The 17,652-nt window shown below is 71.8% G+C and carries 21 protein-coding genes; 2 read left to right on the top strand and 19 right to left on the bottom strand.

Annotated elements, in window-relative coordinates:
* Positions 1-162: 162 nt before the first annotated feature.
* Both AC2RP6_RS07600 and AC2RP6_RS07595 read right to left on the bottom strand, forming a co-directional pair.
* Positions 163-384 (bottom strand): hypothetical protein, encoded by a 222-nt coding sequence (locus tag AC2RP6_RS07600; protein WP_486450251.1) that lies wholly within the window; start codon positions 382-384, stop codon positions 163-165.
* 116 nt (positions 385-500) lie between these two features.
* A complete protein-coding gene (locus AC2RP6_RS07595; RefSeq protein ID WP_486445496.1) occupies positions 501-1,514 on the bottom strand; it encodes an MFS transporter in 1,014 nt (337 codons plus the stop codon).
* A 5-nt stretch (positions 1,515-1,519) separates the two neighbouring features.
* Between AC2RP6_RS07595 and AC2RP6_RS07590 the strand changes: the two genes are divergently transcribed.
* Positions 1,520-2,394, top strand: a protein-coding gene (locus tag AC2RP6_RS07590) for an IS5 family transposase (RefSeq protein ID WP_486444433.1) whose coding sequence is annotated in 2 segments (ribosomal slippage) — positions 1,520-1,913 and positions 1,913-2,394 — 876 coding nt in all. Because the reading frame shifts where the segments join, the coding sequence is not laid out codon by codon here.
* Here the strand turns inward: AC2RP6_RS07590 and AC2RP6_RS07585 are convergent.
* The 17 genes from AC2RP6_RS07585 to AC2RP6_RS07505 form a co-directional block, all read right to left on the bottom strand.
* Complete coding sequence (locus AC2RP6_RS07585; RefSeq protein ID WP_486445495.1) at positions 2,378-2,725, bottom strand: hypothetical protein; 348 nt, start codon at positions 2,723-2,725, stop codon at positions 2,378-2,380. The genes AC2RP6_RS07590 and AC2RP6_RS07585 overlap by 17 nt on opposite strands.
* 45 nt (positions 2,726-2,770) lie before the next feature.
* On the bottom strand, positions 2,771-3,931 hold the full coding sequence (locus AC2RP6_RS07580; protein WP_486445494.1) for a hypothetical protein: 1,161 nt from the start codon (positions 3,929-3,931) through the stop codon (positions 2,771-2,773).
* A gap of 17 nt (positions 3,932-3,948) precedes the next feature.
* On the bottom strand, positions 3,949-5,187 hold the full coding sequence (locus AC2RP6_RS07575; RefSeq protein WP_486445493.1) for a hypothetical protein: 1,239 nt from the start codon (positions 5,185-5,187) through the stop codon (positions 3,949-3,951).
* A 264-nt stretch (positions 5,188-5,451) separates the two neighbouring features.
* Entirely contained in the window at positions 5,452-5,796 is a 345-nt protein-coding gene (locus AC2RP6_RS07570; RefSeq protein WP_486445492.1) for a hypothetical protein, read from the bottom strand.
* The gene (locus tag AC2RP6_RS07565) at positions 5,793-6,089 is read right to left on the bottom strand and encodes a hypothetical protein (RefSeq protein WP_486445491.1); all 297 of its coding nucleotides are present in this window, start codon (positions 6,087-6,089) and stop codon (positions 5,793-5,795) included. Before AC2RP6_RS07565 ends, AC2RP6_RS07570 begins: the two co-directional genes overlap by 4 nt.
* A 152-nt stretch (positions 6,090-6,241) precedes the next feature.
* Positions 6,242-6,460 carry a hypothetical protein gene (locus AC2RP6_RS07560; protein WP_486445490.1) on the bottom strand — a complete coding sequence of 73 codons (219 nt, stop codon included), beginning with the start codon at positions 6,458-6,460 and terminating at the stop codon, positions 6,242-6,244.
* Positions 6,461-6,722: 262 nt separating this feature from the next.
* Positions 6,723-6,971 (bottom strand): hypothetical protein, encoded by a 249-nt coding sequence (locus tag AC2RP6_RS07555; RefSeq protein ID WP_486445489.1) that lies wholly within the window; start codon positions 6,969-6,971, stop codon positions 6,723-6,725.
* Between the two features lie 26 nt (positions 6,972-6,997).
* Positions 6,998-7,282, bottom strand: a complete 285-nt coding sequence (locus AC2RP6_RS07550; protein WP_486445488.1) for a hypothetical protein — start codon at positions 7,280-7,282, stop codon at positions 6,998-7,000.
* A gap of 436 nt (positions 7,283-7,718) precedes the next feature.
* Complete coding sequence (locus AC2RP6_RS07545) at positions 7,719-8,219, bottom strand: hypothetical protein (protein ID WP_486445487.1); 501 nt, start codon at positions 8,217-8,219, stop codon at positions 7,719-7,721.
* Positions 8,216-8,995 (bottom strand): ParB/RepB/Spo0J family partition protein, encoded by a 780-nt coding sequence (locus tag AC2RP6_RS07540; protein WP_366449205.1) that lies wholly within the window; start codon positions 8,993-8,995, stop codon positions 8,216-8,218. The genes AC2RP6_RS07545 and AC2RP6_RS07540 overlap by 4 nt, the downstream gene beginning before the upstream one ends.
* Positions 8,996-9,087: 92 nt before the next feature.
* Entirely contained in the window at positions 9,088-10,602 is a 1,515-nt protein-coding gene (locus tag AC2RP6_RS07535) for an ATP-binding protein (protein WP_486445486.1), read from the bottom strand.
* Positions 10,603-10,631: 29 nt separating this feature from the next.
* Complete coding sequence (locus AC2RP6_RS07530) at positions 10,632-11,078, bottom strand: DUF6238 family protein (protein ID WP_366449203.1); 447 nt, start codon at positions 11,076-11,078, stop codon at positions 10,632-10,634.
* A gap of 73 nt (positions 11,079-11,151) precedes the next feature.
* Positions 11,152-12,618, bottom strand: coding sequence for an SCO6880 family protein (locus AC2RP6_RS07525; protein WP_486445485.1), 1,467 nt, complete (start codon positions 12,616-12,618; stop codon positions 11,152-11,154).
* An 84-nt stretch (positions 12,619-12,702) separates the two neighbouring features.
* Positions 12,703-14,052 carry an SCO6881 family protein gene (locus AC2RP6_RS07520; RefSeq protein WP_486445484.1) on the bottom strand — a complete coding sequence of 450 codons (1,350 nt, stop codon included), beginning with the start codon at positions 14,050-14,052 and terminating at the stop codon, positions 12,703-12,705.
* A gap of 35 nt (positions 14,053-14,087) precedes the next feature.
* Entirely contained in the window at positions 14,088-14,774 is a 687-nt protein-coding gene (locus AC2RP6_RS07515; RefSeq protein WP_486445483.1) for a hypothetical protein, read from the bottom strand.
* Positions 14,774-15,088: a DUF6112 family protein gene (locus tag AC2RP6_RS07510; RefSeq protein WP_366449290.1), complete on the bottom strand. Its 315-nt coding sequence runs from the start codon at positions 15,086-15,088 to the stop codon at positions 14,774-14,776. The genes AC2RP6_RS07515 and AC2RP6_RS07510 overlap by 1 nt, the downstream gene beginning before the upstream one ends.
* Before the next feature lie 115 nt (positions 15,089-15,203).
* A complete protein-coding gene (locus AC2RP6_RS07505) occupies positions 15,204-16,340 on the bottom strand; it encodes a C40 family peptidase (protein ID WP_486445482.1) in 1,137 nt (378 codons plus the stop codon).
* A 551-nt stretch (positions 16,341-16,891) separates the two neighbouring features.
* On the opposite strand from AC2RP6_RS07505, the gene AC2RP6_RS07500 reads away from it, so the two are divergent.
* Positions 16,892-17,647 carry a DNA-methyltransferase gene (locus AC2RP6_RS07500; RefSeq protein WP_486445481.1) on the top strand — a complete coding sequence of 252 codons (756 nt, stop codon included), beginning with the start codon at positions 16,892-16,894 and terminating at the stop codon, positions 17,645-17,647.
* Positions 17,648-17,652 lie beyond the last annotated feature (5 nt).

The raw sequence follows: 17,652 nt of genomic DNA, 5'->3' as shown, positions 1-17,652 counted from the left end.
TGCTGGACTGGTAGGCGTTCCGGGTGTGGTCAAAACGAGGGTCCTTCAACAGGTGCGGTTGCGGGCGGGTTGGCGATGCGCTGGAGAGGCTGGCCGCTCTGGGAGCGGATCACGGACTGTGCCGACATCGGCGACCGGGCCAACCGAGGCGTACGTCGGCGCTCACCAGCTGGCCGAGGGCTCGGTGCAGGTGCAGGGGATGGCCGGCGACGAGCAGCTCGCCGGCTGCCGAGCAGGCCCGTGCGCCTGCTCCGTACCGGGTTCCGTCGCTCGGCAGGCGCAGTCCGGCGCCTCTTCGAAGCCGGACTGGAGCAGGATCCGCCGGGCGGCGGCGCCAAAGCGGGTGGTGGTGATCTCGCCGGTGATGCTGTGCCGGATCGGGATGAACGGCTCTGCTGGTGATTCAGGCAAGGCGGGAGTCCTATCGGCGGTGGCGGGAAAGCGGTGGGGTGTTGGGCGAACGCGCGGGCCCGGAGGTTCCAGCGCATCAGTGGTGGGGGCTACGGGCGGGCGTGGCGTGGGAGGGCCGCGCCTGTGGCACGCGTGCGGCGGTGGCGGCCACGCCGTCGGGCGGGGCCGATCCGGCCGCGGGCGCACGCCAGGACAGCCAGGGCGGTGGCGGCACCGGCTGCGGGGAGAGCTGCGAGCGTGTGCGGGTGGGTGACGAGGGTGCCGGCGAGGGCGGTTCCGGCGGCCTGGCCGACACCGACGCTCAAGATCAGCCAGGCGTATGCCTCGGTGGTGCGGGAGGCGGGGGCGAGGATGTCGATGGTGTGGAATCCGCAGGTGATGACCATGGTGAGGAACAACCCCGGCACCAAGGCGAGTCCGATCGCGGTGTGTGGGCCGGGCTGGGCCAGCAGGGGCAGCCAGCCAAGGAGGAACAGCGTGCTGGTGGCCAGGAGCTGGGTGGTGGTCGTGCCGGGCCATGCCCGGCGGGCGTAGATCAGGCCGCCGAGGAAGGATCCGGTGGAGAACGCTGCGGGAAGCACTCCGGACAGCAGGGGCTGGTGGTGGTTGGTGGCCATGCTGGCGGCCCACACGTTCATCGCGCCGAGGGTGAAGCCGGTCCCGGCGAGTGCGAGGAATAGCAGGACGAGGGCGGTGTTCATCAGCCGCCCGCTGCCCGCCACCGCGTCGCTGTCGTGGGTGGCGGGGCGCCAGGTCCGGGACGGGGAGGCGGTCAGCACCACGGCGGTGCCGGCCAGCCCCAGGGCCGCGGTTGCGGCCAGCGCGGCGTCCGGCTCGTAGGTGGTGGCGAGCCAGGAGGCGAGCAGGGGGCCTGCGATGTAGAGGAGTCCTTGGGAGCCGGTGTCGAGGGCCTGGACGACCCGGCGCTGTGCGGGGTCGGTGAGCACGCTCGGCCACAGGGCACGGAGCCCGGCCTCCAGCGGCGGGGTGAATGCCCCTGCCACGCCGACGGTCGCGGTGACGGCGGCCGGGTGCCCGCTCGCCCCGATCCAGACGAGGGCTAGGGCCTGTTGCGAAAGTGGATCTTGTTCGTTGATGATCACCTGTCGTGGGACGTGGAGATCTGACGAACGGCCAGTGGGCCCGGCTTGAGCCGTTGCTGCCGACGGGCATCAAGCCGGGCCGTCCGCAGGTATGGACACGGCGGCAGCTGATAGACGGCATACGGTGGCGGACCCGAACCGGCGCTCCCTGGCGGGACGTGCCCGAACGCTATGGGCCGTGGGACCGGGTCTATGACCTGTTCCGGCGCTGGCAGCGGGACGGCACGTGGGCCCGGATCCTCACGCGGCTCCAGGCCGAGGCTGATGCGAAGGGCCTGATCACCTGGGACGTGAATGTCGACTCCACCGTCTGCCGGGCCCATCAGCACGCCGCCGGGGCGGCAAAAAGGGGGACCTCCAGAAGGAGCCGCCCGGCGGAGTGTTCGTCGAGCCGGCCGACCACGGTCTCGGACGCTCCCGTGGCGGACTGACCAGCAAGATCCACCTCGCGGTCGAGCAGGGGCAGAAGCCTCTGTCGGTGGTGATCACGGCTGGGCAGCGGGGTGATTCCCCGCAGTTCGAGCCGGTCCTGGAGGCGATCCGGGTGCCCCGGCTCGGGCTCGGCAGGCCGCGCAAGCGGCCAGACCGGGTCCGGGCAGACAAGGCCTACGACTCCCGCAGCAACCGCTCCTACCTGCGCAGACGCGGAATCAAAGCCACCATCCCGGTTCCGGCGGACCGGGTCCGCAATCGCCTCAAGCGCGGATCGCGCGGCGGGCGCCCGCCAAAGTTCGACAAGGACGACTACAAGCAGCGGCACGCGGTCGAGTGCGGGATCAACCGGCTCAAGCGCCACCGGGCCGTCGCCACCCGGTACGACAAACTCGCCGTCCGTTACGAAGCGACAGTGCTGATCGCAGCCATCAACGAATGGCTGTGACCAGCACTTTCACAACAGGCCCTAGGAGGCAGCCGGAGTTGACCAGGACCGCTGGGGCCGAGACGCGGGTCTGCCCGTACCGATCCATGAGCCTGCCCTTGACCGGCTGGGACAGTCCCGAAGCCAGCCCGTACAGGGCGGCGAGCATCCCGGCGAACGCCAGGCTCCCCCCGGCTGCGGTGATCCACAGGACGAGGGAGACGGGCACCATGCCGTTGGGCAGGCGCCCGGTCAGGGTGCCGGCGAGCAGGCGGGCGACGTGCCGGCTGCCGAGGACGGCACCGTACGTGGCAGGCGGCGGGGCGGCGGTCGGGGTGGCGGCCAGGGTCAACAGGGCAGGGCTTTCCGTCAGATGGCGTGCGAGAAGGGGGTGCGGCTACCGGCGGTGGGCGTGCAGAGCGCTGGTCGGCGGTGCAGCGGGCAGCGGGGTTGTGGTCAGCGCCGGGGTGGCCGGGGCCTTGAGGTGGCGTGGGGCCGGGGTGCGGTACGGGGGAAGGACGGCGACGGCGGCGTCCATGTCGTCGCCGACGAGGCGCAGTTCGTGGCCGAGCTGCCGGGTCTGGGCGGCGAGCATCCGCAGGCGGGCGGCGAGGTCGAGGCCGGCGCGGGTGTCCATGGCGCTCGCCCAGGCCGTGCAGGTGTCGAGGAACTCGGTGATGTCCGCGAGGTATCCGCCCTCGGCCCGATGGCCGGCGATGTAGGAGATCGCCTCGGCGACGTCGCCGCTGTGGCGGGCACCGGCCACATCCCGGGTCAGATCGGCCAGGGACGGCGCCTTCCTGTCCGATACGGTGGGCGGCCCGGCCGGGTACAGCACGCCGGGCGGGACGGCCGCGGGCAGGTGCGCGATGGCGTCGTCGTGGCTGGTGTGGTGCCCCATCACCCGCATGCCGGGGCTGTCGATGTCCCCGGACAGGACCAGGACGATCTCCTCGTCGGGGTCTTCCGGGTGAAGGGCGGTGGCCACGGTGATCTGCCGGCCCGCGGCGTCGTAGCGGGACTCGATGGGCTGGAGCAGGCCCCGCAGGCGGGCCGCGTGGGCGTGCGCGGTCCACAGCTCCTCCTCGGGCGCGCTCAGCACGACGTCCGAGTGGGGTTGCTGGGGCTGGAGGGCGAGGTCGCGCAACAAGGTGGCGCGCTCGCCCCAGGTCTGCAGGTACGGCCATAGCCGGTCACCGCCCCCGCGAGCGGGATCGGGGAGACGGGCTGCCTGGCCGGCGGCGTGCGCAAGGTCGTCCAGCAGCAGCCGCCATCCGGCGTGGTGGCGGGCGGGCGGCATGGCGTCGATGCCGGCGCGGGCGGACTCCAACAACACGCCCGTGTGGGGCAGCAGCCGGTCGAAGGCCTCGGCGAGATCGCGGATGTGGCCCTCGGCGGCGGCGCCCGGGACGGTGATCTGCCCGTAGCCGGGTCGCGGAGGGTTCAGGGCCCTCTCGTAGCGCAGTCGTATCACCGCGTATCGGGCGGCGTAGCCGGTCAGGACGTCGACAGCCTGACGCAGCTGTGAGGTCGGGGACGGGGGCGAGGTGATGGGCACTCCAAGGAGGTAGGGGGCTATCTGCGGCTGGGGACAGCGCGGGAACTCGGTGGCAGGGCAGCGGGAAGAGCGCTCGGGACCGCTGGAGGCCGCCCAGGCGCGGCGGCGGCCGGTGCGGGAGTGAGCGCCGGGTGGGCCGTGCGGGCCACAGCGACCAGCTGGCCTCCCTCCATCAGCCACAGCGCCAGCGGATCAGCCGTGGGCAGGGCCGCACCGGTGTCCGCGCCGTCGCCGGGCGGCTGGGTGCCAAAAGCGGCGTCCATGCGCTCGAGGAAGGCCGCCTCCTGCGCGCCGACGGCAGGCGCCCCACGCAGGGCGGTGATGAGGCCGGGAGCGTGGGTGGTGAAGCGGGCGAAGGCGGCAGCCAGGTCCGGCTGCGGCGGACTGTGCACGGTGCCGGGCTCGTACGCCTCCTGCGCCCAGGCGAGATCATCGGCCAGGTGGTTGAGGTGGGATTGCAGGACGGCCCGGCGGTAGTCGGCCAGCAGCACGGAGTCTGCCCGGCGCGCCGCGGTGACGGCGGACGGTTGCACGGCGATGCTCTGCGGCGGGGTCACCTCCTCGTCCAGGTACATGTCCCTGGGGGCGAGCGCGCCGACGTGGTATCTGGCGTCGTCGGGGGCCTGGACGACGGCGAGTTCGACTCCCGTGTCGCTGCGCAGCACAGCCGCCCAGGGCACCCGGCGCTTCTCCACGGTGTGCAGTAGCGGGCCGTAGATCTTGGATCCCTGGCCGGGGCTGGTGTCCCAGATGCAGGCTGCCAGGTCCTCCTGCCACACGGGCAGGGAGTAGTTTTCGACCTTCACGGTCCACTGGCCGGGCAGGTGTTCGGCTATGTCCCGGGCGAAGTCGCCGACGTAGGGCTGGTGGGTGGCGGTGACTTTGATCTGGCAGGCGCGGGCGAGTTCGTGGACCTCGGTCAGGGCCGCGCGGATCCGGGGGAGGTCGGCCAGGGGCAGGGCGTAGTTGCCGTCGTCGTCCTTGGTGAATCCTGTGACCAGCAGGATCTTGCGGGCCCAGCGCCAGTTGTTGCCGGTGACCAGGGCGACGATGCCGTCGTGCTTGCTGGTGAACAGGGTGATCTCGGCCGAGTTCAGTGAAGTGTCCTTCCTGGGGAGGGGGCGGTTGCCGGGTCTGTCCAGGTGGCGGCGAGGTGGTCGATTCCGAGCTGGTGGAGGAGCCGGTCGGTGACGTCGAGGAGGTCGCTGGTGCGCTGGTAGCGCTCGCCGAGCCGGGCGTGGCCGTGCTCGCGGCACCAGGTGCCGGCGGTGAGCAGGAAGTCCCGCAGGGCCAGCAGCGTGCTGTCGTGGGTGCCGGTCACGGTGTCGACGAGGACGTGGAACTGGGCGGGTGTCTCGGCCTCGGCCAGCCGGCGTGTCCAGTCCCGCAGGGCGTCGGCGGGATCGGACAGTTCCGGCAGGTCAAGGAACGATCCGGCCTCCGTGCGGGCCTGGCGCCGCAGCTCGTTGGGCGAGGGCAGGCCGGGCTGGGGGGTGGTGGTCATGGGAAGGTCCTGGTGGTCAGCGGGTACGGGGCACCGCTGCGGGCGCAGCCGGTGCCGGGATGGGGCCGGCGCCTTGGTGCGGGCTGTTCGGTGCGGGACGGCCGCCGGGGGTCAGTGCGGGGTCGAGGCGGATCGTGTAGCGGGCTGCGCGGAGCATGTCGGCTGCGTAGGAGGCGTGTTCGTTCTCCCACGCCTCACCCATGTCGAAGGGGAGCCGGTGCCAGGTGCCGCGCAGGGTGGGCTGCCGGATGAACCCGGCACGGTCCAGCAGGGCCCAGGCGAGCGCGTCTATGGGGCCCTCGGCCTCGACCTGCCCGCCCCTGCCGCGCGTGATGGAGATGATCGTGGTGTCCTTCGTCAACGGCTCCGCCCTGGCCCGGCGGTTGCCGGTGTGTTCGCCGGCCGCCCGGTGAAGGCGGCGGGCGCGGGGCGGGCGGGCACGGCGGGGCGGTCCTGTGGGGAGCGGACGGCTGCGGCCTGCGCCACGGTGGTGCGGTACCACGCCCGCGGGTCGGGCGCCGGGGCCGCCTGTGTGGTGTTGGCGGGATCGAGGGAGTAGTCGGCGTGGACCGGGTAGCCGCTGGCGCGCAGGCTGGCGACGGCCTGGCGGGTGCGCCGGGGACCGTCGTGGCCGGGGGTGGTCAGCAGGTACACGCCGTGCAGGCCGGCGACCGGCTGGAAGCCGAGGCGGGTGAGGTACCACTGGCTGATGTGGTGGGGGATGCCGGTGGAGGAGGCGACGTACCCGTACTGCGGGTGCGTGCCGATGACGAACTGGCCGGACAGAAGCGGGACTCCGTTTCGGGTCAGCGGGAGCGGCCGGGCGCTGGCCGGCTGCTGCTGGTGGGGACGGCGCTGCCGAGAGACCTGGACCGCGGCGCAGGCGCAGGCGCAGGAACGGTGGCGAGTGCTGCCATCCGCTCGGTGGCGCCGTGCAGGGTGTCGCCGATGTCGCGGAGTTGGACGGCGGCTTCCTCGAAGTCCGCGGCCAGGTCGAAGGCGTCGTCGTCCTCGGACTCCTTCACCTTCTCGCCGGCGGCTTCGAAGAGCTCGGCGAGCCGGGCCAGCAGCCCGTCGTCGGGATGGAGGATCTGGTCGACGAGAGCGGCGGCGCGGCCGGGGTCCGGGATCCCGTTGAGGCGGTCGGTGAGGTCGAGGAGCAGCAGGCCGTAGGCATAGCTACCGCTCGGATCCGTGGGGGTGGTCAGGGGCGGCGGGCCCGGGGGCGCGGTCGCGGGGGTGGGCGGTGGGGGCAGAGGGTGTCTCCGGGCGGGCTGGCCGGGCGGGTTAGCCCGGGTGCTGGTGGTGGAAGTGGGCGACCGGGTGGCCGAGCGCGGTGAGGGCGTGGACGGCCTGGTGGACGAGGTGCTCCTGCTGTTCGACCGGGAGTTCCGAGGGTGCGACGTAGGCGTGCAGGCGGGGGCAGTAGGAGAATCCACGCCCCCACAGCAGGCGGTGGACGGGGTCGGTGCGCGGGTGGGTCATGGGTGCGGCGGTGTGGGCTCCGACGTGGATGCTCACGGGGTGGTGCAGCATGTGCGTGCTGCCTCCTGTCATGGGTTCTAGCGGCGGGGCGCGGTGGGGCCGGATGCGGGGTTCGGCGGAGGAGCCGGTGGCTTCTGTCCGGGGTGGCTGCCCGGTCGGGCCGGGGTGTCGTACTCCTGGCGGAGGGTGGTCTCGACGGCGCGAGCGGCCTCGCCCATGGAGACCAGCAGACCGCTCGCGGCTCTCCACGCCGCCGTGCGTGGGGAGTCGGCCGAGGACCGTTCGTTGTGCTGATAGCGGTGGCCGGCGGCGAGGAGGTAGTCGCTGAGGGCGCCGACGAACGCTTCGGAGGTGTTGAGCACGGCGCTGGTGACGACGGCGGCCTCGACAGGTGTGGCCGCCTCGTCCAGGGCCTTCAGATAGGGGCGCAGGTCGGGTGCGTCAAGGGGCGGCTCGGGGAAGCGGTGGCGGGCCAGGAGGCCGGCGGCATCCCTGCGCGCCCACCGGTCCAGGTCAGCCGCGGTGGCAGACCCGGTCGCGTGAGAGTGGATCTGCTCGGCGTCGCGGCCGGCGTTGTCGTACAGCTCGAAATCGGGGTTCAGGGCAGGGGCTTTCGGGTTCGGGAACGAAGTCTGCTGTGCGGGCGCTGAGGCTCCTCCGGGCAGCGGGGCGGTCGGCGTGGGAGTCGCCGCAGGCAGCGGACTTCGGAAGGCCTGTACAGACAGGTCTGGTGGTCGGCCCGCAGGCCCGATGCACGCCGGGTCGGGTGGTCGGGCCTGCGGTGCTCGCCCGCCACGGTCAGAAGAGGCCGGACTGAGTGGCGTTGTCCTCGGTCCAGTGGAAGACAATCCGCTCCAGGTCTATGAGGTAGACGATGCCGTCATTGGCGCGGAAGGCGTCGAGGCGATCGTCGGCGTACTCCTGGCGCTCGTTGTCCACCGCATCGACGTGCACCCGGTTCCGCCGCGACTGCTTGCGCCAGGCGACAACGTCGGAGTCGGTCGCGCGTCTCATCCAGACCCAGACGCCGTTGCCCAGCTTGAGGATGTCGTCGGGGTGGAAGAAGGAGCCCGGCCCCCTGCGACGGGGGTTGCGCTGGTCCCCGAACCCTGTGACCGCATTCTCGGCGAGTTTGTCCAGGGCGATGGCCAGCGTGTCCGGGCCGAGGTTCACGTCATCGAGCTTGCCACGTACCGCGTCGACGAGGTCGCGCTTGCGGAACCGGCCGTCGGCGTCCGTGATTTCCAGCGCGGTCTCCTCGACCAGCTGCCGCAGGAGGAGTTCGGTATCGCTCGTCACGGCAGATCACGCTCCTGCCAGACCTGGTCCATCTCGGCCAGCGCCGTCATCGCGTGCGCGATGATCTCGCGGGTGAGGGGCGCGCCGGTCGTGTACGCGGGGTCGTACCGGCTGAACGTCCTGGTGCCGCGGGTCTGGGCGAGCGGCGGGATGAGTTCGTCGAGCAGGCGGGTGGCGACCTTTCGCTGCCGCTTGTCCTCCTCGACGCGCTCAGTACGTTCCGCCCACGCGCCGGCCAGGGTCAGGTCGCCCTCGACGACCCGGTCGGCAAGCTCGGGGTCCTCTTCCCGCAGGCGGGCGAGCTGGGCCTCGGCGGAGTTCTCCTTGGCCTTGTTCTCCTGGGCTGTCGCGTACGCCTCGTTCAGGCTCTTGGTGCCCTTGATGACGGCGTCGGCGAGGAGTGGTGCGTAGCGCAGGACTATGGTGGCCTGCGTGATGCGGCCGGTGGAGACTCCGGCCTGTTCACTCAGTGAACGGACGGACTGTTCACTCGGTGAACGCTCCGAATGTTCACTGAGTGAACGGGCCTTCGCGGCGATCATCGCGAGCTGCCCCTTGGTCAGGTGGCGGTGGCGGCTGTTGACCGACAGGGCGTAGGCGCTCGGGCTGTTCCCGTCGTAGGTGACGTATACAGGCTCGATGCCGGCGATCTCGCATGCCTTCAGCCGGTTCCGGCCGTCGAGGATTCGGCCGTCAGCGTCGAGAACGATGGGGTGGTGCTGGCCGAGCTCGAGGATGTCGTCGGCGAGTGCCCGGAGCTCGTCGTCGTCGAGCATCGGGAACAGTGCGGTGGTCGGATGGGATTCTATGGGGGTCCTCCTGGAGGGGATTCGGTTGCGAGGGGGTGGCCCGGTGAGGTGGGCAGACCTCAGTGCATGCGGGCGTCGGTGTCGAACAGGTGCTGCTCGGCCGGGTGAAGAAGATGTTGAACGATGAATGATCGTCCGGCGACTTTCCACAGGCCGCGTCCGCGGCTGAGGTGAGAGATCGCTTCGGTCTCGACGCTGGTGAGGCCGAGCAGGGCGGCGGCAGCGTGGAGCTGATCGGTTTCCTGCCGGTAGACGATGCGGGTGGAGCAGTCCGCCAGGAGGCCCTCGGCCAGGGCACGGCCCTGGGATCCGGCGTCGCCGGCGGAGAGCAGGTCGGAGAGGCGGTGGACGACCATCAGGTTGGCGATGCCCAGGCCGCGGCTCAGCTTCCACTGGGCCTGCATGCGCTGGAGGAGCGCGGGGTGGCGCAGGATGCGCCACGCCTCGTCGTAGACGATCCAGCGGCGCCCGCCGCGGGGGTCGGTGAGGGCCGACTCCATCCAGGCCGAGGCGCAGGTCATGGCGAGGACGAGGCCGGTGTCGTCGCCGGAGCCGCCGAGCCGGGACAGATCGATGCTCAGCATCGGGGTGCTCGGGTCGAAGGCCACGGTGGAGGGGGCGTCGAACATCCCCGCCAAGTCGCCGTGGACCATGCGGCGCAGGGCGTGGGCGAGGTCGCGGGCCGCGTCGCCGAGATGGCCTGAGACGGTGCCGGCGGCCTGGTCGAGGAGCGCGGGCTGGGCCAGGGTGTGGGCGATGTCCCCGAGCAGCGGGGTGCGGCCTGCATGGGCGGCGGCCTTGACGACGCCGTCGAGGGCGATGTCGAGGGCGGTGTGCTCCATCGGCATCAAGTCCCGGCCCAGCACGGTACGGGCTAGGGAGCCGAGGAGGAGCAGGCGCCGCTTGCGGATCTCACCCGCCCAGTCCGCTTCGGGTACGGACGGCGGCCTCGGTGCTGCGTCCAGGGGGTTGAGGCGGCCGGGCAGGCCGGGGCCGAGGGCGATCGAGGTGCCGCCGAGCGCCTGGGCGACGGGAGTCCACTCGCCCTTCGGGTCGCAGGGCACGTAGACGCGGTAGCCGAACGCAACACTGCGCAGCGCGAAGGACTTCGCCAGAGCGGACTTGCCCTGGCCGATGACCCCGGCCAACAGCACGTTGGGGTTGGTGAAGCCCTCGACCTTGCCGTACAGGGTGAACGGGTCGAAGGTGAAAGCGGCTTCGGCGTGGACGTCGCGGCCGATGTAGATGCCGTCGGCTCCGAGTCCTCCCTCGGCGAGGAACGGGTACGCGCCGGCGGCGACCGCGGTGGTCATGCGGTGCGCGGGCAGGCGCAGAACGTTGCCGCGGGCGGAGGCTGCGCCGGACCGTCCGGAGGACGGGTATGTGGGCGTCGGCATCTGCGCTTCGGCGGGCTCGGGTCCGTGGACTGCGGCGGCTGCGCGGGCTTTGGCCTCGGCTTCGGCGAGTTGCTTGCGGGCGGCGCGGCGGCTGGCGCGGTCGGTGCCGTGCGGGGTGAACAGAGGGGAGGCGCTGGCACGGCGGGCGCGGCGGCCGGGACGGTGCTGCTGGGGCATGGGGCGGATCGATTCTGCGGAGGCGCCGCTCACACCGCTCCGGCGGTGCGGGGACTGTGGTCGCTGGGGGTGGTCTTGCGGCGGATGGAGTGCCCGGAGGCGAGGTGGCGCTGGCAGATGGTGAGGACAGGCGGCCCCTCGGGCAGCGTCTCGGGGCGGCAGACGGGGTCCGCGTCGGCCTTGGGTGTGGCGGGGAGTGTGTGGAAGGCGTCGTGGACGCCGGCTGAGGCCTGCCATATCCGCAGGTGAGCTGCGGCGAGGTGGCGTCCGGCCGCCGGGTGGGCGGGCCGGGTGGCCTCGGCAAGTTGATCCAGGAGCAGGTGCAGTCCGGTCAGGTGGCCGTGCAGGACATCGAGGTGGGCGCGGTCGGCCGGAGCGCCTGCGGTGGCGCTTTGGCGGGTGTGGTGGCGGACGCCGGCGGTGGCGGCCCGCAGGTAGGGGTGCGCGTCGCCGGAGTCGGTGAGGGAGGAAGCCAAGAAGCAGGGCGTCTTTCTGTTGGGGCAGGTCAGCGGCGGCAGGGCGGTAGGCGATGCCCGGTCCGCGTGCCGGTTACAGGGCGGTGCGGGCGAGGGGGAGGGCGGCGAGGGTGAATGCGTCGGGCTGCTGGTAGGTCAGGCGGCGCAGGTCGACCTGGGAGGTGACGGCGGCGGTTTCGATCTGCGCGCAGGCGGCGTCGAGTTGGGCGTCGGTTTCGGCGGAGACGGTGAGCAGGCCGGTGAGGGCGACGTCGGCGTGGCCGGCGATGAGCTGGCGTTCGCGTTCCTTGACGTCGGTGTACTCGACGGAGTCGGCTTCGGAGTCGACCTGTCCGCGGCGGGCGCGTTCGTTGGCGTCGGCGATGATCGTGGCCTTGGTGCGCTGGACGTCCCGCAGCGCGGACTCGAGCTCCTGGGGGACGTATATAAGGGAGAAGGAGCGGCGTACCCCGGCGGTGAACATCAGCTGGTGCAAGAATCCGGGCGCGGTTTCGGTGCGGGGCCAGTTCTCCACCCAGTAGGTGGCGTGGCGGGCGGTGTCGGTGATGACCCGGTCGTGCTCCTCGACCTGGACCACCGGGCCGGCCGCCGCCGGGTCGGCCTCGGCCCGCCCGTGCTCGGACCACTGCTGGAGTGCCGCCAGTGCCTTGGGGTCGTAGGCGGTGCGCACGACGGCGGCGACTTCCCGGGCGGTGAGCCAGCCGGTGACCATCAGCCCGGCGGTGCGGGCGGCCTGGGTGACGGAGGCGGTGGTCTGCCCGAGCACGGTGAAGGCTCCGGGCAGTCCGCCGCCGGCCTGGGAGATCAGCCGCTTGGCGGCCTTCATGTCCAGGGAGATCGCCAGGTACGTCTCGTGCGGTGCGGCGGCCGGTCCGGCGGAGGCGACGAGGTCGGCGTATACCTGCCCGGCCACCGGTGTTGCCGGGTGGCCGTGGGTGGTCCAGTGGCGGGTGAGGGTGTCGCCGGAGTCGGGGACCGTGCGTTCCAGGACCTGGACGGTGGCGATGTGCCCGGTGCGGGCGATGCCGGCCAGCGCCCGCCCCCAGGCGCTCACGTTGGCGTTCTGGGTGGCGGGGTCGAGCAGGGCGAAGGCGCGGGACGTGACGCGGGCTACGGCGGTGAGGGTCTGCTGGTGGGGGTCGTGGACGGCGGCGGCCTGGGATCCGGCCGGGGTGACCACGCGCAGGGAGGCGGCGGTGCCGGGCAGGTGGAGCAGGCCGTCCACCTTGGGGCGGGAGACCGCGCGGGCCAGCCACATGGTCTGGCCGGTGCGTCGGCGGTGGGCGTAGCGCAGGACGATCGGCGCCCAGTCGATCAGGGACCGGCCGTGGCGGCGGACCGCGACGAGGGCGGCGACGGCCGCCCACAGGGGGGTCAGGGCGAGCGCTCCGAGAAGGCCGGTGGACACCACGGTCGCCAGGAGCAGGGCGAGGGCGGCGGAGGTGAGGACGAGCTGGGGCAGGGACAGGCCGAGCAGGATGCCGCGCCGGGACCGGTGGGGGAACTTGATCGTCAGTGGGGACAGGGAGAGATCAGACAAGGCAGGGGCCGCTTTCGGGGCGCGGGGCCGGGGCCCGGGCGGGACACGCTGTGTGGGTGTCCCGCCCGGGCAGGGGCGAACGGATCAGGAACCGGTCGGCGGGGGTGACGCGGTGAACGGGCTGCCGGAGGATCCGGCTGTCGCACTCGGGGCGCCCTGTGGCGGCACCTGCTGAGTGCTGCGCGGTACCGGACCGGTGCTGCTGCTCGGGGAGGTCGGTCCGGCCAGCGGGCCGGGGCTGCCGCCGAGGTGGCCGCTGGTGTCCTGGTTCACGCGGGTCGGCGGAGGCTGGACCCCCTTCGACAGTCCATCGGCGAGCCCGCCGCCCGTGGACGGCAGGGGCGCGGTGTTCTTCTCCCCGCCGCTGCCGCCGGTGGGGCTGGCGGCGACGTCGCCGGGGAACTGGCCCGGGACGCTTGCCGGTCCCTGCGGGGCGGCTCCGGCTGCGGCACCTCCGGCACCGCCGGTCGCGGCCATCGCGGCGGCCTTGCGGGCGGCCTGCTCGGTGTGCTGCTTGGCGATCTGTGCACCCGCGCCGCCGGCCCGATGGATGGATTCGCCGTCGGTGCCCTCGGCGGCCCAGTGCACGAACTTGAACGTGGCGTACGGGCACAGGAGCACCAGCATCATGATCACGGCGCCGGCGAGGCAGTCGGCGAGGGCCGCCATGCCGTCCTTCGGGTCGGTCCGCCCGAGGGCGGACACGCCGAGGAGGAACACGATCGTCATCAGGAGCTTGGAGACGACCAGCGTCGCGGTGGCTTCGATCCAGCCGCGGCGCCAGCGCCGGGCGGCTTCCCAGCCGCCGCCGGCTCCGGCGAAGACCGCGAGGGTGACCAGGACGAGGATGCCGACCTTGCGGACCATCATCACGCACCAGTACAGCAGCGCTCCGATCGCGGAGCCGAGGCCGACGACTGCGGGGATCATCCAGCCCAGCGGCACCATCGAGCCGACATAGCTGGCCTTGACCATGCGCCGTACGGCTTCCTGGATGGAGGTGTCCGCCGCGGCGAACAGCCCGGCCGACAGCGCGTCGACGACTTCGATGGCCACGGTGGTGAGCGCGATGGCGGCGAAGGAAAACAGGACGCCGGAGGCGGTGCCGGTGAACGCCTGGGCCAGGGCCTGGCCGTCGCGTTTGATGGCGGCCCGGATGAGCTGGGCGCAGAAGGTGGCGACCAGGATGGTCAGGCCGATCGGAAGCAGCAGTTCGTAGTTGTCGACGAACCACCCGGCGCGCAGGTCGACCTTGGTGGTGGTGTCGACGGCCTCGGCGGCCAGGTCGGCGGCTCCGGCGGCGAACTCACCGACGGACTTGGCGATCCAGTTGCCGATGCCTTCGGTGATGGCCTTGCCCGGATCGTTGACGAAGTCGATGGCGTCGGCCGCCGTGCACAGCTTGCTCGCCAGGGGCAGGGAGCAGAAGTCCACTGGAAGGGGTACCTCCTTATCTGTTCAGTGGCGTGCTACGGGGCGACGCTCGGGGCGAGGGAGACCAGGGCGCAGTCGGCGCTCGGTCGGCACTGGACGGCGAGGGTGACCGCGCGGTCCTCCGCCCCGCCACCGCCGTCCTTCCAGGCGATGGACTGCTTGCCGGTGACCGTGACGGCGTAGATGTATGCCTCGGTGATCGCGGTCGGGTGTTCGGCCAGGGCCTGTTTGAACGCCGACGGGAAACGGGCGTCGGAGACCGTGGCGGTGGCGTGCTGGGCGTTGTCGGCCATCCGCGACCACAGCACCGGGTCCGGTACCTGGGAGGAGAGGGAAGTCCAGTCGGTGTACTTCTTCTCCGCGGTCATCCAGGCGTGCATGCCGGCGAGCTGCTGGTCACGGCTGGTGGTGCGGGTGTCGTAGGACCACAGCATCACCGCCGCCGCCCGCCCGTAGGCCAGAGGATCCGCCAGCCGCGGCGGGCTGGGTACCGCTCCCGTCCCCGTACCGGGCTTCGGTGCGCCCGGTGTGGACGGTGACGGGTCGGCCGGGGCCGGTGCTGCGGGAGCGCGGGCCTTGCCCTGGTCCCGGTTGGTGAGGAGGGCCGCGGCTGCGGCGACCGCGAGCAGCAGGGCCGTCACAGTGACGAGGACGGTGATCCGCCGCTTGGAAGGCCAGTGGGAGGTGGCCCGGTGCAGGGGGGACAGAGAGCGCCTGCCCATCAGCGGACCTGGGTGCCGAGTGCGGAGAAGAAGGCCACGATGCCGTTGGCGGCGCCGAGGCCGAGGGCCGCGCCGGCGGAGACGACGGCGCCCTTCTTCCCATTGGCTTCTGCCTGGTGGCCGCCGGTGTGGTGGCCCCAGGCCCACACGCCGAGGGACACGGCCAGGGCACCGACGACGGCGATGATCCCGAACATGTTGATCGAGCTGACGACGTTCTTCAGGACGTCAAGTCCGGGCAGGCCGCCACCCTTCGGGGTGATGCCCGGGTCGAAGGCGAGGTGGGTGACGCGGTCTGCGAGTGGAATGGGTATGACGGAGCTCCTTGCGTGCGCAGGGCAAAGCGGCCTTGCGAAATGCGGGGGAAGGGAAGAGGGCGCTCAGGGCGCGTGAGAGGCGCGGACCAGGCCAGGGCGGCGTTGCCGGCGGTCAGCTGTGAAGCGCGGGGATGCGGCGGACGGCGAGGATCTGCCAGTCGCCGACCTTCTCGATCCGCACCGGACGCCCGGTCTTCGGCGCGTTGATCACGAGACCGGCTCCCATGTACATGCCGACGTGCTCGGGAACGGCGGCGGTGCCGCGGGTGAAGAGCAGGTCACCGGGCTTGAGGGCACTGGCCGGGACCGGGTCGCCTTCCTTGACCTGGGTGTACGTGGTGCGGGTCAGCTGTACGCCGGCCTTGGCGTAGGCCTGCTGCGTCAGACTGGAGCAGTCGCAGCGGCCCATCGGGTCGGGTCCGCGCGGGGCGAGGCAGGTGCCGCCCCACTGGTACATCGTGCCGAGCTGGTGCATCGCCCAGTCGATCGCGGTACGGGCCTTCGGTGAGGCGTCCGAGGGGATCTTGTACCCGTCGGGGACGGCGCCTTCGGGGATCTCACCCCAGCCGGATCCGTCCTCGCCCGGCCGGCAGCCGCTGCCGGAGCCGTTTCCGGTGTCCGGTTGGCCGGGCTGGGTCTGTCCGCCGTTCGGGAGGGTCTTGACGATGGCCTGCTGCAGCGCCCGGGCGAGGGGCTCCCACTGGGCGTAGGCGTCCGGGTAGCCGGAGCGCTGCACGGCCTGGGCGGCCTGGGTGATGGTCATCTGCTGCCAGCCGTTCACCTCCAGCAGCCCCTTGTAGAAGCGTGTGGAGGCGTAGACGGGGTCGCGGATCTGCTCGGGGGTTCCCCAGCCCTGGCTGGGCCGTTGCTGGAACAGCCCAAGGCTGTCGCGGTCGCCGAAGTTGAGGTTGCGAAGCCGGGATTCCTGGATGGCGGTGGCGAGGGCGACGACCTGTCCCCGCTCGGGGACCTTCATGGCGATGCCGGTGGCCACGATGGTCTTGGCGTGCGGGATCTGCTCGGCAGGCAGTTCCAGGCCTTCGACGCGAACGTTCTGGTCGGCGCCCTGGCCGCCGAGGATGGCCGCGACCTGCCGGGCGACGGCGTTCGTGTCGACGTCCTTGCCGCCGGAGGTACAGGCGGTTGCGCGGGAGGCGCCGCCGCTTCCGGCCGCGGCGATGGCGGCGGTGCCGGCGAGGAGGAGAGGGGTCAGGCAGACGACGCCGAGAGCGGCGGCTACGGCCTTCAATCCGGTGCGCCTCCCCGCTCGCCGGGCGGTGCCGGCGGCCGGGATTCAGGCTGGGGAGGGCAGAGGTGCGTCATGACGGTGTCCTTGAGGGGAGTGAAGCCCCGGCCGCGCGGTCCGTGAAGCATGTGAGAAGGGCGCAGTACGGCCGGGTGATGGGTGATCTGGCGTTCCTGCCGGGGGCCGGTTCGAGTTGCCTCTCGGTCCGGCGCGGCAGGGCGCGGGGTCAGGCGCGGGTGGGCACAGGAATCCTCCGTGAGGGCATGGGTGGGGGAGGCCATCCGGCAGTCGGTGCGTGCTGGGGCGGTTCCAAAACTGTAGGTGCCGATCCCCGGTTGACCAAGAAATAGATGATCAAGGCTCTATTTCAAGGGTTTTCGCGCCGACCGTGGTCAACCGGGGATCGTGCCCTACAGTTTTGGGACTCCCCCCTGCAAGTGCCGGCGCTTTCTGCCGTGGCCTTGCCATGCCCGCATACCGTCTGGCGGGCGTGTGCCCGATTGGCGCGTTCTGGGGAGCCTCATCCCTTTCCCGACCCGAATTGGGGTACCTCTTTGCCTTTTTCCCTGCATCAGGGTGACGCGCTCAGCGTCCTGTCCACTCTCCCGGACGACTGCGTCGACTCCGTCATCACCGACCCGCCGTACAACTCCGGCGGGCGCACCGCGAAGGAACGCACCTCCCGGACGGCCCGGCAGAAGTACACCTCCGCGGACGCCGGTCACAGCCTGCCGGACTTCACCGGCGAGAACATGGACCAAAGGAGCTACGGCTTCTGGCTCACCCAGATCATGACCGAGGCCCACCGGCTCACCCGGCCCGGCGGGACGGCGCTGCTGTTCACCGACTGGCGCCAGCTTCCCGTCACCACCGACGCGCTGCAGGCCGCCGGCTGGCTGTGGCGCGGTGTCCTGGCCTGGCACAAGCCGCAGGCCAGGCCGCAGAAGGGCCGCTTCACCCAGAACTGCGAGTTCATCGTCTGGGGCTCCAACGGCGCCCTCGACGGGGACCGGAACGAGGTCTACCTGCCCGGCCTGTACTCGGCCTCGCAGCCCTCGGGCAAGAACCGGCAGCACATCACGCAGAAGCCCGTGGAGGTGATGCGGGAGCTGGTGAAGATCAGCCCGCCGGGCGGCACGGTGCTCGATTTCTGCGCCGGCTCCGGCTCCACCGGCGTTGCCGCCCTGCTGGAGGGCCGCGACTTCATCGGCGTGGAGAAGACCAAGCACTACGCCGAGATTGCCGCCGGCCGGCTCACCGAAACGCTTCAGCAGACGCTCACCCAGGATGACTTCACGCTGTCCGCCTGACCGTC

Source organism: Streptomyces sp. WAC03905 (assembly GCF_057371075.1).
This window is presented reverse-complemented; position numbering and strand designations above follow the sequence as displayed.